Source organism: Caballeronia sp. INML1 (assembly GCF_023631085.1).
Classification (GTDB): domain Bacteria; phylum Pseudomonadota; class Gammaproteobacteria; order Burkholderiales; family Burkholderiaceae; genus Caballeronia; species Caballeronia turbans.
Window position 1 is genome coordinate 108,056 of sequence record NZ_JALQDT010000010.1, and the last position, 16,199, is coordinate 124,254.

A 16,199-nucleotide genomic window follows, 5' to 3' on the forward strand; every position below is an offset into this window, starting at 1 on the left:
AGATAGGACGCCGGGGCGCAATGCCCCGGCTTGGACAGGATCGGCGGCGCGTTACGCGCTCAACCATTCCCAGAAGAGTCTCGACCCATCGACGTTGGCACATCAATGGAGCGACTCTGCTCGCCCATCCGGAAAAGTTGCTGATGCTGTGGGTAAGTGAGATCGCCCTTGCTGCCGTAGGAGTAGTCTTTCGCGCGCAGTATCCAGCGACCCTCGCGCGGGCACGTCTCGCCGGGTTTGCAGACGGTCGCGCGAGCTAGATCCGCCTCCCATTCCCAACGGTCCCAGCGTTGGAAATCAAGGTCGGGCGCAGCGGTGCCTTGCTCGAACTTCCTCACGAACTGATCGCGGGTTCCGGCAATCGACGCAGCGCGGTAGTAGCCGGATTCGGCCACCGTCGCGCCGGGCATTAGGAAAGACACTTCCTTAGCCTTACGCGCTTCGAAATCCTTCCACTCTTGCGGGGTTGAGGGGTAGTCGCGGTCGAAAGTTACGCGGGTGGGCTTGGTGCGGTCTGAGTGGAAATCGACTTTGCCCATGCTGGCAACGGGGCCGTCTTCTGCGCCGACGCTCATAAAAACTTGGGCTTCGAAGCTGTATATTCCAGCAATTAGCTTTTCATCGGGAAGGGTCAAGAATTTGTACGTTACAGAACTCCTCGGTGGAATGGTCACGGTGTCTCCGGGGAAGTCGGCCTTGTTGATCAAGGGCAACGCCGATAGATCGACATTCCACTTATGCTTGCCGTCCGCGCTTTGTCCGTGGATCCAGATTAAATCTTCTCCCCATACACCGCTCCAGTGGTCGGGGGGAGAGTAATCATAGGGTAATCTCCGCTATTGATGAATTTGACCGATATCTGGAATCCATCTCTTTGCCGGACAATGCTCTCTACGGAAACATCAAGCTTGGCAATAGCGCGGCCGTCACGTGCATAAGAATCCCGAGTTCTTAAATAGAAGCTATCCATAAGAAAGCAAAGTTCTCTAGGTAGCTCGTCTATCCTTCCTTGATAAACGGTTTTCTTGCCATTTTGTACACAGCTGGCGGAATATACAGTCGGCGGATCAATCCGTTTCATGTCTGTTGCGGGCTTGGAATCAGCAATTTCACATAGCTGACGATGAATGTCTCTAGCCTGCTTAACGTCTTCCGATGTAAGCTGATTCTCTATAATTCCAGCGCCATTAAACTCTGTTTGAATTGTGTCTGATAGACCAACACGAACCCTCCCTGAAGTCCATACTCCGATTCCATTAGTGCCGTACTGATGACCGCCCATCCTACTCATGGAGAAACCTTCATCGGCGACGCTCGGCACTGTCGCGGCGGCAGAGAGAATCGGCACAGCAAAACCTCCTAAATAAATCACTAGTAATTTCGTGAGAGTCTTCTTTTCGACTGCGATGTTTCTAATTAATTTGCGAATTTTCGTCGCACACCAATTCTTCTTCATAACCAATATTCCAAGTCTTATTTGTCATTTTCGAAAAGTGCTGCCTGACGTATCGAAGATAGTAGGAGCGCGTTTTCGCGCTTTGTCGTCGGGCGCCCGACCCCATGAGATTAGGTGTAGACATCATTTTCCACGTTTGCTTGAGTTTCAATTCATCGGCTTTCTTAAAATCAAGCTCACCATTGTTTATATAGTCACTGTGAACAAAACCGCCGAACGCCCAGTATTCATCGGGATAATTAAACAGATGACCGCATTCGTGTGCACAATGTTCATTTCAGAGAGCGATACATACCGATTCGGATCTTTAGGTATGGGGTCGAAATTTGACTCGCCCCATGATGCAGCGTCGGCGCGGTCTGTTTTCGGAAATAACCATATTTCTTTGTGATATTCTCCGACGTGGCAATTCTTAACGCTCAATAAGAACGTCACATTGAATCTAACCTTGACCCGGCAGCCACACGAAGCGGCCTTTGAATATCCGGCAAGAATCAATTGGCTCTTATGCCCATTCAGCGTTGCTTCTACCTGCCGTTTCAACGCAACAAGATCGACATTTGATCCTGCCGCATCGCGATATTCCATGACGAGTCCGGCAAACGGCGATCCGACACCATTCGCAACATTTCGCCAGTGCGCGCTGTTTTCGTATGGCACAGACTGCTTACGCCCGTCGCAATCGAGGATCGCTTGACCGGTGCTGTCGGCCTTAATTAGGTCAACCGGTATTATTTTTACACGGACGGAAGCTGTCAGTGTTTTTGTGTCCGGCTCATAAAGCAGTTCGAACGTAGTAGGGAATGATCCCCCGCCGATGCGTTGGCTGTTGTCTAGATTAAGCCAAGGAGTCTTCGTATTAGTCAGTGCCTTATATTCTCCCGTTTCGGTTGCGCCGTCGCATTCGGTTTCAACCTTCTTCAGGTTCCAGTCACACCAAACCGGCTCGGCGAGTTTGATCGGTTCCGGCTCAGGATCGGTCTCCTTTGACGCTGGCGATTTCTTCATTTCATGCTTGGAATCATGATCCGCCTCGGGCGCATCGGGGGACGGCTGATCGTACGCGGCAGCATTGGCCGACGGCGCACTCGACGCGCTCGCGTCGGACGTTGACGGCGAAGGGGGCGCAGCAGGCACCGCGCCTGCACTCTGCGGCTGCTCCCAGTTCACTTGCTTCGATCCGGGCGGCGTCGTCTTCTCCGCGAAACTCTCGGAGTACAGCCACGCGTCGCAACCCGTTTTAAACGGCACGACCACGGGCGCGAACGCAGGCCCTGCCAAATGCATGATTTCCGGCGCAGACGCAGTTCGAAGCCGAATCCGCGAGCTTTGTCATCACGGCCGACCGCGTGACCGAGGTTCAGTTGCGACTTGCCCGGCTCCGTCGCGATCTTGATATGTTCCTGGTTCTCGCGGTCCTCGACCTGAATCGTGTTGTTGCGAACCGTGTGAATGACGACGTTGCGCGTGCGCCACTTGTGTTCCTGATGAACCGGGTCGGTATCCTGCGAGTTATGCAGCGCATGGAGTATGTACGGGAGGTCCGGATTGCCCGCGAAGAATGCGATGGCAACCTCAGAACCCGGCAGATAGGGCATGTGAAATCCGGTCTGCCACTTGCCCGCGAAAGGCTTGGCCAACCGCAGCAAGCAGCTATTCAGACCCGCTACACGCTGCTCCCGGTCATCGTGGAACTGGACGATGTACTCACCATGTCCATCGATATACGGACCGCTAAATCCCGGCGTCGACGCGATCGTTCCGGTAATCGTGCCTTCGATGCGTGGCCATTCCGACTCGCGCAAAGGCATCCGATACAGCCGGTCGGACGGAATCGCGGTGAACTCGACCTTGTATCCTTGTTTGCGTGAAGCGCTGCATTTCATGCCCACGATCAGCAGCCCATACTTCGCATCGGCGAGCGTGTGATTGGTGAACGCGATGACGGTGCCGGGCGTCACATCCAACGCATCGCTAGTGCCCCGGTATTCGATTTGCGCGGCCTCTGCCGCCTCACGGCGCAACAGTGCTTCGCGCTGCGCGTCCTCCTTGGTTTCGATCGCCAGACTGGCCTTCGACGCTTCGCCGTAAGTGCTGGTGTCGTTATCCTTGGCGAAAATCTGTTCGGTCGCCTCAATCGGATACGGCGCCTGTCGGTAGTTGTAGCTGCGCACGTGGTAGGACGTCGGAATGCTTACCGCGTGCATTTCCAGCGACTTGACCGACTCGGTACCCTGCGTGTCCATGCCGGCCTCGGGGCGGAACGGCAGTTCGAACGGACGATTCTCGTGTTCGGCGTCGCGCCGATAATGCGTGAGGTCATCGCCGAAGCGAACGAGTTCGCAATCTTCGCCTTCCTCGCAGACAAACCAGATACCGGTGCGTTCGCAGAGTCGCTTCAGAAACGCCAGATCGGACTCGTGCCATTGCGTGATGATCCGACGCTTTCGATACGTTCGGTACAACTCCATTTCCACGCGCGCCCAAATCTTGTTGAAGCCATGCTCCTTCAGGAGTTGTTGCATGACCTCCGGCTCGCTCTTGTCGAAGAAGAAGCGCACTTTCGGCGTGTTGCGAAGCAGCGCGAGGCGCGATTCCAGTACGACTTCGTAGACGCTCTGGTTCTTTGAAGTCGAGAGTTTGGAGAAGCCTGTGATTACGCCAAATTTGTGACGTGCCGGATCGGGCTTGAGTTGGCGAGTCGGGTCATGCGGCGGCTGCACGAGAAGCGAACCCCGCTTGCCCAGATACTCGCGCTGGGACAAGTCGTGCGATGTGTGCGTGAACTGAATCTTGAAGCGGCTCTCCTGCCCGATGGCTTCCTCGCCCTCAATGCTGAAGACATCCGCCGTGGCCGAACTCGGCGCGCTTCTTATCTCAAGAAAGTAGGGCTGATGCTGTCCTTGAAAAGCGCGCTCACGTCTTTCAAAGTATTCGTCTCTGCGATTCAACTAATCCTCCTTTTTGGCTAAAAGCGCGTAGCCAAAACAAAAAAGACCCGCCGCAGCGTGTCCAAAGCAGTGCTCAACTTCAGGAACCTGCCGATCATTTTGAATGGGTTTGTGCACCAGCTCGGTATTCCGGAATCCGAAGTGGCCGACGTCTCGGAGCGCGAGCCGTTAGCGATACGGAGGCTAACGCGCAGCCGAGAGAATTTGTGTATCAATTCGTGGTGAAAGATGCCTGACTTCGCGCAACCGAAAATAGGAACTGCCCAAATCGAATGGCCGGCGGAGCTAGCAATCGGGGGCCGCTGCGCGCCGCTCCACCTGTTCCAGGTCGAAGCCGAAGCACCCGCGCAGGGAAGCGAGCGTCTCGCCGGTCAAGTCCTTATTCATCAGCACGCACGCGGGGATATCGAACCGACGCGCCGGTCGAACTACAAGAACGGACCGCCGCTGTTTGCGGTACTCGACGCTATTCACGAGCGCATGGAGCGCTTTCGTTCCTTGGCGATCCGATTACCGGGATGGAAGTCGGCAGCGCGCCGCCGGTGCCTTTGACCATCAGAGCGCGAACGATGTCGACGGTATGCAGAAGCAAGAAAACGAAGAAATCGCCGCGGCGTCCAGCGTTCCTGGCAGAAGCCTGGCTCACGGCGCAAGCTTACGCCGCCCAATGAACGGCACACGCTTCACAACGCCGGTAGCAAGCGAAGTCCCCGCAAGCACGATCCCACACCCCGCGATCATCGCAATCGACACATGTTCGCCGAGAAACACCGCGCCCCACAGAATGCCGAAGAGCGGAATGACGAAGGTGACGGTCATCGCGCGGGCCGGACCCGCGACCGCGACCAGATGGAAATAGATGAAGTACGCGATGCCCGTGCAGCCGATGCCGAGCGCGAGCACCGCGCCCCACGCGTGGGCGGAAACCGGCGCGGCGGGCCACGTGAGGAACGCAATGGGCGCAAGCGTGAGCGTTGCGCCGATCATGCTGCCGGCGGCGTTGGTCATCGCGTCGACGTCCATCAGATACTTCTTCGCGAAGTTGCCCGCGACGCCGTAGAGCGCGGATGCCGCGAGCGCCGCGGCCGCCGCGAGGATGCCCTGCACCGGCAGCGCCGCGTCATGCCCCGCGTGCCCGGGCGCGATCTGGTTCCACACCAGCACGAGCACGCCCGCGAAGCCGATTGCCATGCCGATCGTGCGTGCCGTCGTCAGGCGATCGCGCAGCCACAGGAAGGCGACGAGCGCGCCGAAGAGCGGCGTCGTCGCGTTGATGACGGACGTCGCGCCCGCCGACAGCGTCAGTTCGGCGTAGGCGAAGAGACAGAAGGGCGCGGCGGAGTTGAGAATGCCGACGGCCAGCAACTGAAGCCAGCGCGCGCGCAGTGTCGCCACAGAGGCGGCGAACGGGCGGCGCGCCAGCAGCATCGCGATCAGAAACACGGCGCCGATTCCGACGCGCAGGGCCATCAGCGGCGCTACGCCGAATTCGACGACGCCGACGCGGATAAAGAGAAACGATGCGCCCCACAAGGCGGCGAGCACGATCAGTTGCAACAGATTGGCGGGTGACATAACAGGGCGGACTTCGGGATGCTCATCAAAAGTCCGCGCATGTTAGCACCGCGCTCATACCGATAAAACGCCCGCCGAACGAAAGCGCAAGAAGCGGGAGAAAGGCGCCGCGATTTCAATGCGGCGGAATCATCGACGTCAGCACGTTCTGCTGCAGCCACACGAGCACGCCGAGCACGATCGTGAGCAGGATCGAATGCTTGAATGTGCGCGCGAAGACGAGACCTTCCTTGCCTTTGAGTTCGGTCGTCGCCACGCCGGTCGAGATGTTTTGCGGCGAGATCATCTTGCCCATCACGCCGCCCGACGAGTTGGTCGCCGCCATCAGCACCGGGTTCAGATTCAGCTGGTTCGCCGCGACCACCTGCAGATTGCCGAAGAGCGCATTGCCCGACGTGTCGCTGCCCGAGAGGAACACCGCCACCCAGCCGAGGAACGCGGACACGAGCGGGAAGAACGGCCCGACAGACGCCACGCCCAGACCCAGCGTGTAGTTCATGCCCGAGTAGTTCATCAGATAAGCGAGGCCGACGATCGTCGCGACCGTCAGAATGGCGATGCGCGTCTGCACCCACGTATCCACGATCGCCGCGCCGTACTCGCGCGCGGGCAACTTCACGAGGAGCGCCGTGATGATCGACGCCACCAGAATCGCGGTGCCGGTCGCGAGCGGCTGGAAGTCCCAGATCGCGCCGTACGGCTGCTTATAGAGCGTGATATAGACGGCCTTGTCGAGTCCGGGCCACGCGACCTTGACGTCGCCGATCAGGAAAATCTTGAGCACCGTCCACACGATCACGACCGCCGACACGACGATCCACGGCACCCAGCCGTGGCCGCCCGAAAGCGCCGCGCGCTTGTCGTCTTTATCGCCGAGGCGCTCGACGTTTACGGCGAAGCGCTCGTCGGCGACGGGCTTCCACACGCGCAGGAACGCGATCGTCAGAATCAGCGAGACGAGCGAGGAGAGCACGTCGGTCAGCGCATAGCTGATGTAGTTCGACGTCACGAACTGCGTGAGCGCGAACGCGCCCCCGGAGACGAGCAGCACGGGCCAGACGCGCGTCATGTTGCGAAAGCCTGCGTAGATGCCGATCACGTAGAACGGCAGGAAGAACGCGAAGAACGGCAACTGGCGGCCGACCATTTTCGCGAGGGCGTCGGTCGGCAGGTGCGTGACCGCGCCGAGCACGGTGATCGGCACGCCGAGCGCGCCGAACGCGACCGGCGCCGTGTTGAAGATCAGCGTGAAGGTGAGCGCTTCCAGCGTCGGGAAGCCGAGCAGAATCAGCAGCGAGCTCGTGATGGCGATCGGCGTGCCGAAGCCCGAGATGCCTTCGAGCAGCGCGCCGAACGAGAAGCCGATCACCACCAGCACGATGCGCCGGTCGTTCGGGAGGTTGTCGACCATCCACAGACGAAACGCTTCGAAACGCCCCGAGCGTTGCGCGACGTTGTAGAGCAGGATCGCGGCGAAGACGATCCACATGACGGGCCACAGCGCAAAGACGGCGCCGGCCGCGACCGAATCGAGCGCGAGCCCGGCCGGGAAACGCCAGCCCGCCACGGCGATCACGAACGCGAGAATCAATCCGGCGAGCGATGCCTGCCACGCGGGGCGGCGCGCCCAGCCCAGCAGCACGAGCACGAGGATGATCGGCAGCGCGGCGACGATAAAGGACGCGAACAGCGAATTGGCGATCGGGGTGAGTAGCTGGTGAAACATCAGGGTCTCCTTCTCTTTGTCATGAGCCGAAGCGGCGCGAAGCAAAGCCGCGATGCGCGTGGAGTTTGATGTTCAGCAGGAGTCGGCCGCCGACTTAAGCAAACGCATAAACGCGCCCACTAAGAATAGGGCGCGAACGGCCTGCGTCAAGTCGTGAATGCCGGTTATTGCGGCGTGGGCGTAGGGCGCGGGCGTGACGAAGCGCGCCGCTTGGGGCGCGTCGTCGATGCGCGAGTGGCGCGGGAGCGTGCGTAAGTGGCGGGCGTCAGCCTTTGGCGACCGCATCGGGCGCGCGATCGTCAGGGCCGGCAGGAGGCGTCTGGCGGAACACCCACACGGTCAACAGGCCGAGCGAGGCAAGCATCCACAGCAAAAAAAACATAAAGGCCATCATGTCCGATCCCCCGATACGGAAAGTGCGCCGATGATGCGCGCGAAGTTTTGCTGCTAGGTGCTTGGATCGCCATTGCGGCGTGGCGAATAGGGGACCTATGTAGCCAGAACTGTGCCAATCGTCTGGCGAAATGTGCCGAAGCCTTGTCGGATAAGGAAAGTGTCCGGGCGCACAGTCGCGCAATCCGCGCGCGAAGGCGTGTGCGCGTCAGAAAATGTTGCAGCCCTGTTACGGGGCGACGGAAAAAACGATTTTCCGTCGCATGTCGCGCGCGCCGACGCGCGGCACCGCGCTCAGTGGCCGTGGCCGCCGCCACCATGCCAGCTGCCGCCGCCGCCGTGCCATCCGCCTCCGCCATGCCCGCCATGCCCGCCGTGGCCGTGCCAACCGCCGCCGTGCCCGCCGTGGCCCCAGCAGCAACCGCCGCCGCCCCAATAACCGAATCCAAACGAGACCGCCGGATAGCCGTAGCCATAGCGGTAATAAGCCGGGTAAGCGGCGTACGGCGGATAGTACGGATAAGGGTACGGATAGGTCTGGTAGTAGTCGGAATAGGGCGAGCCGACTGCGTACTCGTATTGCGGCGGAAGGGTGGCAGGCGACGAAGCGACGGCCGCACCCGACGCCGGCACCGTGAATTCGCGCTGCGTGTAGATCGCGCTGGTGACGGGATAGGATGGATAAGCCGGATAGCCGTAAGGGTAATAACACCCGCTCAGAAGAAGCCCGACGGCGAGCGCGGCGGCGGCCGTTACGAGTCCGGGAATGCTGCGGGCGGAAATCATGATGCTGCTCCTTGCACTACGGCTGGCCGGACTCCGGGATCGATAAAAATCGAACGGTCCGTCAAGAAACAGCTTAGGCCAACGATGAGGGGCAAGCGTCCGGCGTCATGTGACAAAGCATTACCGAAGCGTTTTTCTGTAACAAATTTGAAACGGCGGACTCTTTTATGGCGGCGAAGCGGAACACTTCGCCGCACAGGCAACGGTTTCGCTACTTGCCGACCTGATTCCCGATGATGCCCCCAACGGCGGCGCCGCCCAGCGTCGAAAGTGCGCTGCCGCCGATCACCGCTCCGCCGGCCGCGCCGACGCCAGCGCCGATGGCGGTATCCCGTTGACGCGTGGTCATGTCGCTACAAGCGGTCAATCCTCCCAGAAACGCAACGACCACTGCAGCGGCGCCGATCTGTTTGATGTTTTTCATGTCGACTCTCCAATTCGATGATGAGATGAATCGGCTCCGGTTCGCCCGCGACTACGCGCGACGCGGTGCAACCGTTTCGGCGTCGGCCCAAAGGGGGGCCGCCATGTTTTCGCCGGTTCGTGCACATCTCCAGCAGAAAAGGTGCCTGAATCGTCAGATCAATCTTTCCTCCAGGCGCGACAAGACATTGCGCCCGGTCCCCATAAAAAAACGGCCTTTCGCACGCGCTGTGCGAAAGGCCGTTGTCAGCCAAAAACGAGCATCAGGTCGGCTGATAGATTTCCGAGCCCTTTCTCACGAATTCGATCGCCTTCGTCTCCATGCCTTTGGCGAGCGCCTCGTTTTCGCTCAAGCCCTGCTTCGCGGCGAAATCGCGTACGTCCTGCGTGATCTTCATCGAGCAGAAATGCGGGCCGCACATCGAGCAGAAGTGCGCGACTTTGGCCGAATCCTTCGGCAGGGTTTCGTCGTGGAATTCGCGCGCCTTGTCCGGATCGAGGCCAAGGTTGAACTGGTCTTCCCAACGGAACTCGAAACGCGCCTTGGACAGCGCGTTATCGCGAACTTGCGCGCCCGGATGACCCTTCGCCAGATCCGCCGCGTGCGCCGCGAGCTTGTAGGTGATGATGCCTTCCTTGACGTCGTCCTTGTTCGGCAGGCCGAGGTGTTCCTTCGGCGTGACGTAGCAGAGCATCGCCGTGCCGAACCAGCCGATCATCGCCGCGCCGATGCCCGACGTGATGTGGTCGTATCCCGGCGCGATGTCCGTGGTCAGCGGCCCGAGCGTGTAGAAGGGCGCCTCGTCGCACCATTCCAGTTGCAGGTCCATGTTCTCCTTGATGAGCTGCATCGGCACATGGCCGGGGCCTTCGATCATCACCTGCACGTCGTGCTTCCAGGCGACCTGCGTCAGTTCGCCGAGGGTCTTGAGCTCGCCGAGCTGCGCTTCGTCGTTGGCGTCGTAGATCGAGCCGGGGCGCAGGCCGTCGCCGAGCGAGAACGAGACATCGTATTGCTTCATGATTTCGCAGATGTCTTCGAAGTGCTCGTAGATGAAACTTTCCTTGTGATGCGCGAGGCACCACTTCGCCATGATCGAGCCGCCGCGCGACACGATGCCCGTCATGCGGTTGGCCGTCAGCGGCACGTATTGCAGGCGCACGCCCGCATGAATCGTGAAGTAATCGACGCCTTGCTCCGCCTGCTCGATCAGCGTGTCGCGGAAGATTTCCCACGTCAGGTCCTCGGCCTTGCCGTTGACCTTTTCGAGCGCCTGATAGATCGGCACGGTGCCGATCGGCACCGGCGAATTGCGGATGATCCACTCGCGCGTTTCATGAATGTGCTTGCCCGTCGAGAGATCCATGACCGTGTCGCCGCCCCAGCGGATCGCCCACGTCATCTTGTCGACTTCCTCGCCGATGGAGGAGGTCACCGCCGAATTGCCGATGTTCGCGTTGATCTTCACGAGGAAGTTGCGTCCGATGATCATCGGCTCGCTTTCCGGGTGATTGATGTTCGCCGGGATGATCGCGCGGCCGCGCGCCACTTCCTCGCGCACGAATTCGGGTGTGATTGCCTGGAGCCCGTCCTTGCCGAACGCCGCCGCGCCGAACGCCTGGCCGGGGTGCTGGCGGCCCATCATGGCCGCGAGCTTTTCGCCGTTCGGGCCGCTCTTCTTCAGGCTTTCGAGATATTCGGCGCGCCGCTGGTTCTCGCGGATCGCGATGTACTCCATCTCCGGCGTGATGATGCCCTGCCGTGCGTAGTGCATCTGCGAGACGTTCTTTCCGGCCACCGCGCGACGCGGATGGCGATGCAGGTCGGGGAAGCGCAGTTCGGCCGTCTTCGGATCGGCGGCGCGCTCGCGGCCGAATTCGCTCGACAGTCCCGCGAGCTCCTCCGTGTCGCCGCGACGCTCGATCCACGCGCGGCGCAGCGCGGGCAAGCCCGAGCGGATGTCGATCTTCGCGTCCGGGTCGGTGTACGGGCCGGACGTGTCGTACACGTACACCGGCGGATTCTTCTCGCCGCCGAAGCCGTCGGGGGTGTCCGATTGCGTGATTTCGCGCATCGGCACGCGGATGTCGGGCGTCGAGCCGGTCACGTAGACCTTGCGCGAGTTCGGCAGCGGCGCGATGGCGGCGGCATCGACGACGGCATTCTCGGACAGGAATTTCGGGTTGGCATTCATGTGGCTGTCTCTCCTGTGTGGGACGGTTTTATCCGGACTCGACGCGGACGAACGCCGTCGAGCTCGGCTGATTCAGGAGCTAAACAGGGAGGAACGAGATGGAAAGGTACGGGTCCGGAAGAAGTGGCCTGGATGCTGCGAACCATGGAACCCGAACGCTTCCCTGCGCTGGCATTATCCAGATCAGGTTCAAAGGGTATTTCTCACCCACGCCACACGAAGCGATTTCGTCGAATGAGCCGATGATCGAAATCACGATGTGCAACGCAGGACCCCCGCGTTAGCAGCCGACACGTTACACCGCGGCGTGGCGTCTTGGCAACCATTCGTAAAGTTGTGCAATCGCGTTCCGTGCTTACTGCATAATGTCGAGCGCCGCGAATTCTCGGGGTTTTCCCGGGGATTGCGCGGTCTCTCCTCGCGCAATCCGCACTTCCTTCGTTCCGTCATGTCGTCCAGTCTGGTAGTTGCCGCAGCGTCTGTCCCGGTCTCTTTCGCAGTCATCCGGCGCGCAGCCGTCGCGGAGTAATGCATGTCCGCTCTGCCGCCGCCGCGCCTGCCGTTCAGTTTCCCCGACCGCTTTCCGTTTCGTGCGCCGCGCTCCTTCAAAGGGCAAGTCGCGCTCGCGCTGGCCGTCGTGTATCTCGTGTGGGGCTCGACGTATCTCGGGATTCATCTGTCGCTCGAATCGTTCCCGCCGCTCATGCTCGGCGGCCTGCGAAACCTGTGCGCCGGGGTCGGGCTCTTCGCGATCGCCGTGCATCGCAAGGCGGTGTGGCCGAGCGCGCGGGAAGTGCGCAATGCGGCGATCGTCGGCACTTTGCTGGAGGGCTTGTCGAGCGGGATGATGGCCTACGGCATGCGCACGGTGGGCACCGGCACGGCGGCGGTGATGGTAGCCACCGTGCCGCTCTTCGCGACGATCTTCACCGCGCTCAGCGGGCGCGGCGTCGCGAGAGGCGAATGGTTCGCGGTGGCGCTCGGTCTCATCGGCATCGTGCTGCTGAACCACGGCGATCCTTCTCCGAGTTCGACTGTCGGCACGCTGGCGATTCTGTGCGCCGCGATTTTCTGGGCGGGCGGCGCGCATCTGGCGACGCGTCTGCGGCAGCCGTCGGATCTGCTCATGTCGACGGCCTTGCAGATCGGCCTGGGCGGGCTGATCGCGACGGCGATCGCGCTGGCGTCGGGCGAGCGTCTGACGCACATGAGCGCCGGCGCGGGATTTTCGTTCGTGTATCTCGTGGTGATCGGATCGATGGCTGCATATGTCGCGTATAACTTTCTGATTCGCAATACGAGCACGATTGTCGCGACGAGTTGTCTTTATGTGAATCCGGTGGTCGCGGTCATGTTGGGCGCGTTGTTGCTCGGCGAAGTCGTCACGCAGTGGACCGTGATTGCGACGGTCGTTATTTTGCTTTCCGTGGGGCTTTCTTTTTGGTTCGATTATCGGCGGCGGGGGCTGGCTTGACAGACTTCTTGCCGAAGAGCGCGTAATCGTCGCGAGTCCGTAATCGCTGGGCTGGGTGTCCGTATCGCGGCGCGGATATTCGGGCGCTCCCGAACTTCTATCTTCGGACCATCAGGGTGAAACAATCTGTCTTCGTACTTGCCCGGGCGCCGAGCGCCGGACAGAATCAGCGGCCAGAGCGCGTCGCGGAGCCGTTTTTTCACCGACGTTAACGCTCGCGCGTCGTTTGAGAACCATCGCCGCTATTGCGCGCGGCAGGGGTACGCACACGAATACGTCGGTGCGAGCGCGATCGGCTGGTTGCAAATGCGCATGATCCTGAAATACCAGGTGTTGTTGCGGACCCTGCGTGCCTGCGCCGAGGGCGATCTTGCTGACGCAAGACTCCCTGCTTTTGACCGATATCCGATGCGAAACGCTGATGGAGGATCGCAGCTCAGCAGGTGGTCGCCAAATTCGCGGACAAGTCGTCCGTCTACTCGAACGGCGGCGATCAAGATCTTTTCATTCACGTAATGCGGCGCAATGGCATGGCCGCCGAAGACGAGTTACTCGATTGCACGACGCTCAACACGCCTAATCAGCTTCAGACGCCCACGAGCTTCATGGTGCACTACATGGGTATGTGGCCCGTCCTTCGCGCACTGGTGACGCATCATGGCGAACAGATGAGTCTAGAGCTTGACGCGAGCCGTCGAAGGCATATCCGGAAGGCGCGCTCAAGCGTTCGTGCGTCGGACTGCCGTTTAAGCGCAGAATGCGCTTCGCCCTCGTTGGGCACCCGGCCTAATACATCGGTTCCTCCTCTGCCTTATACACCTGTCGAACGGCTCGCCATTGAGTGACGAAATCGCGAAACTGTTTCATGGGACGTTCCCGGCGAACGCTTGGTCGTAAAAAACCCCTAAAAGATCTTGGCGATTAGGCGGTCCGTGAACAGGCTGATGGCACGTTGCCCCCGTTAATGCAAGCCGCCATTTATAACGAAATGCGCTAATGCCTAAAAGGCAGGCAGATTGGTAAAAAAGGAAGAGATGAGGCCCTCCTTTCAATCGTCTCTCTATAATGCTGGATCGGCAATCAAATAGTAATGCTAACTAATGTTAATCACATAAGACATCTGAATCAGCTGATGAAGAGCCATAAAAAAGCGCACAGTCGCACAGGGATCGAAACCGACAACTGTCTTTTGCAATGAAGTGATTTAACTCACTCAGGTTTGCGTTATTCAATTTATGCTGCGATAAGAGATGAGTTCGGACAGCACCGTCGCACCAAGACGATCGCCTTCAATAGCGAGCTAGGCGCAATCGGCAGGATGAGGCCCTGACGTCGCAGCATCACTGTAACACAGCACGGTTTCAGTTCATGGCCCGAAGATCTTAAACACTCAAGGCTGGAAAGTGATTTTCGCGTGAGCGAAAAGAATGCTGCATTTGGCGACCACTTCGCCGGGAGCCGAACGCAGCGCAGTGTAAATCAAATTAACTATTAAAAGGATTTAATCATGGGGTTCTGTTCTTTCCGATTCAAGCCGGTAACGGTGGCGATCCTCGGCAGCATCGCGGTGCTCGCGACGGCAAACGTCTCGGCTGGCACGATCATAGGTTTTAATAATTGGGTGGAATCGTCCGTCACGCGCGATGGTCTCAACGTTATTGGCGATAACAGTTACATAGGTTCAAGCGGAGTAATGATTGGCGACGTAGGGCTCATTAATATTCCGGACAGCGTGGTGATCGGTAATCACGCAAACGCGTTCTTTGTCGAGGGTTCGAAGGGCCCGGCCGTCGTTATTGGAAATAATGCTCAATCGCGCCCATCGGGCGTCGCTGTAGGTGCTGATACATCTGCTGAATTTTACAGTGCTGTGTTTGGTACGGGAGCGCATGCGAACCCTTACGGCGTTGCCTTGGGCACTGATTCAAGCGCTGATTCTTCAGGCGTTGCGGTGGGAGCCAAAAGCTCCGCTGGCGGCGACGCTGTGGCCATCGGATCGAACTCCTCTGCGTTCGACGGGACGGTTGCTATCGGCACAGGCGCCCGTACCGACCAGGGAGGCGTGGCACTCGGCGCTGGAGGTTTCGCAGCATGGAACGGCGTTGCGCTCGGAACGAATGCGATGTCGGGGGGCGATAGCGTTGCTATAGGCACGGAGGCACGAGCAGACTTTTGGGGGACGGCCGTCGGCCGGTCGGCCTCAGCAGTCTCAGGAGGGTCGGCTTTTGGCGACTATGCAATCGCCACGAACGGTGGCGCTACCGCTATCGGCAGTGATGCTCACGCGGAAGGTAGCTCTAGCACAGCTATCGGAGTAGGCGCCAGTGCATCGGGCCGCAGCTCTGTCGCTATAGGCGCCTCCAGTGAAGACGGTGGTGAGCAGAACGTTGTCAGCGTCGGCGGTGGCATGCTCAATATCCACCGTCGTATAACAAACGTCGCAGATGGCATTCACGGCAACGACGCCGTGAACATGAACCAGCTAAACGCCGTGAGCCAGCTCGTCGCGCAAAACACCGCCGACATCCTCGCGCTCCAGAGCGACGGCAATGGCCGTGTCGAAGGCACGATGCTCCGCTCGACCATGCGGGCCGCAGCTCCGATGGTCCTCGGCGCTGCCGCGCCTGCAGTCTCCGACTCGCTCTTTGCGGCGAGCGGCGAAGCCGGCGAAACCGCCACGGCAGCGGGCGTCCACGCCACTGCCATGGGTGCGAACGCCAGCGCCAACGCCGACAACTCGGTGGCCCTCGGCGCGAACTCCGTCGCGGATCGAGCGAACACGGTCTCCGTCGGCGCGGCAGGCAGCGAACGTCAGATCACGAACGTCGCGGCCTGCACGCAAGGCACGGATGCGGTCAACGTCAATCAGTTGAACGACAAGATCTCGCAGGCCAACGCCTACACCGATCAAGCCGTCGCAGGCGCTAACGCCTACACCGAACAGGCAATCGAAGGCGCGAAGCACGACATGGAACGCTACGCTGATCGCGCAGCGGCATCGACCCTGGCCATCCCGAGCATTCCGGTGCTCAACCCGGGCGAGAAGTGGGCCGGTGTGGCAGTCGGCAACTACGGTAGCGCGACCGCCGTCGGCGTCGCCGCGGCCTATCAGGTGACGATGAACTTGAACCTCGGCGTCGGTGTTTCGTCGGCGAATGGCGGTTCGACTGCCGTCAAGGCTCAGGCAGGCTACCGCTGGTAAGCGCACGTCGATAGAACT

The 16,199-nt window shown here is 60.0% G+C and carries 13 protein-coding genes and 1 riboswitch; of the genes, 3 read left to right on the forward strand and 10 right to left on the reverse strand.

The window, feature by feature from the left end; all coding sequences use genetic code 11:
• Nucleotides 1–59 precede the first annotated feature (59 nt).
• The 4 genes from NCR38_RS04510 to NCR38_RS04525 form a co-directional block, all read right to left on the reverse strand.
• The gene (locus NCR38_RS04510; RefSeq protein WP_250476502.1) at nucleotides 60–707 is read right to left on the reverse strand and encodes a hypothetical protein; all 648 of its coding nucleotides are present in this window, start codon (nucleotides 705–707) and stop codon (nucleotides 60–62) included.
• A gap of 65 nt (nucleotides 708–772) precedes the next feature.
• Nucleotides 773–1,456, reverse strand: a complete 684-nt coding sequence (locus NCR38_RS04515) for a hypothetical protein (protein ID WP_250476503.1) — start codon at nucleotides 1,454–1,456, stop codon at nucleotides 773–775.
• Nucleotides 1,457–1,642: 186 nt separating this feature from the next.
• Nucleotides 1,643–2,626: a hypothetical protein gene (locus NCR38_RS04520; protein ID WP_250476504.1), complete on the reverse strand. Its 984-nt coding sequence runs from the start codon at nucleotides 2,624–2,626 to the stop codon at nucleotides 1,643–1,645.
• A complete protein-coding gene (locus tag NCR38_RS04525; protein ID WP_250476515.1) occupies nucleotides 2,623–4,272 on the reverse strand; it encodes a type VI secretion system tip protein TssI/VgrG in 1,650 nt (549 codons plus the stop codon). Before NCR38_RS04525 ends, NCR38_RS04520 begins: the two co-directional genes overlap by 4 nt.
• Between NCR38_RS04525 and NCR38_RS34315 the strand changes: the two genes are divergently transcribed.
• Nucleotides 4,165–4,428 (forward strand): hypothetical protein, encoded by a 264-nt coding sequence (locus NCR38_RS34315; RefSeq protein WP_143756379.1) that lies wholly within the window; start codon nucleotides 4,165–4,167, stop codon nucleotides 4,426–4,428. The genes NCR38_RS04525 and NCR38_RS34315 overlap by 108 nt on opposite strands.
• Before the next feature lie 621 nt (nucleotides 4,429–5,049).
• Here NCR38_RS34315 and NCR38_RS04535 read toward each other — a convergent pair.
• The 6 genes from NCR38_RS04535 to thiC all read right to left on the reverse strand — a co-directional run bounded on the left by NCR38_RS04535 (nucleotide 5,050) and on the right by thiC (nucleotide 11,505).
• Nucleotides 5,050–5,982 carry a DMT family transporter gene (locus tag NCR38_RS04535; protein ID WP_061119903.1) on the reverse strand — a complete coding sequence of 311 codons (933 nt, stop codon included), beginning with the start codon at nucleotides 5,980–5,982 and terminating at the stop codon, nucleotides 5,050–5,052.
• 115 nt (nucleotides 5,983–6,097) lie between these two features.
• Nucleotides 6,098–7,708: an L-lactate permease gene (locus tag NCR38_RS04540; RefSeq protein WP_250476505.1), complete on the reverse strand. Its 1,611-nt coding sequence runs from the start codon at nucleotides 7,706–7,708 to the stop codon at nucleotides 6,098–6,100.
• 265 nt (nucleotides 7,709–7,973) lie between these two features.
• Nucleotides 7,974–8,102, reverse strand: a complete 129-nt coding sequence (locus tag NCR38_RS34125) for a hypothetical protein (RefSeq protein WP_284502139.1) — start codon at nucleotides 8,100–8,102, stop codon at nucleotides 7,974–7,976.
• 293 nt (nucleotides 8,103–8,395) lie between these two features.
• Entirely contained in the window at nucleotides 8,396–8,887 is a 492-nt protein-coding gene (locus tag NCR38_RS04545; RefSeq protein ID WP_061119900.1) for a hypothetical protein, read from the reverse strand.
• A gap of 211 nt (nucleotides 8,888–9,098) precedes the next feature.
• Nucleotides 9,099–9,311, reverse strand: a complete 213-nt coding sequence (locus NCR38_RS04550; protein WP_061119899.1) for a glycine zipper 2TM domain-containing protein — start codon at nucleotides 9,309–9,311, stop codon at nucleotides 9,099–9,101.
• A gap of 262 nt (nucleotides 9,312–9,573) precedes the next feature.
• Nucleotides 9,574–11,505: a phosphomethylpyrimidine synthase ThiC gene (gene thiC, locus NCR38_RS04555; protein WP_061119898.1), complete on the reverse strand. Its 1,932-nt coding sequence runs from the start codon at nucleotides 11,503–11,505 to the stop codon at nucleotides 9,574–9,576.
• 142 nt (nucleotides 11,506–11,647) lie between these two features.
• A riboswitch (TPP riboswitch) is annotated at nucleotides 11,648–11,792 on the reverse strand.
• 245 nt (nucleotides 11,793–12,037) lie between these two features.
• Here thiC and NCR38_RS04560 point away from each other — a divergent pair.
• Both NCR38_RS04560 and NCR38_RS04565 read left to right on the forward strand, forming a co-directional pair.
• Nucleotides 12,038–12,979 (forward strand): EamA family transporter, encoded by a 942-nt coding sequence (locus tag NCR38_RS04560; RefSeq protein ID WP_061119897.1) that lies wholly within the window; start codon nucleotides 12,038–12,040, stop codon nucleotides 12,977–12,979.
• 1,507 nt (nucleotides 12,980–14,486) lie between these two features.
• Complete coding sequence (locus tag NCR38_RS04565; RefSeq protein ID WP_250476506.1) at nucleotides 14,487–16,181, forward strand: YadA-like family protein; 1,695 nt, start codon at nucleotides 14,487–14,489, stop codon at nucleotides 16,179–16,181.
• The last annotated feature ends 18 nt before the right edge of the window (nucleotides 16,182–16,199 follow it).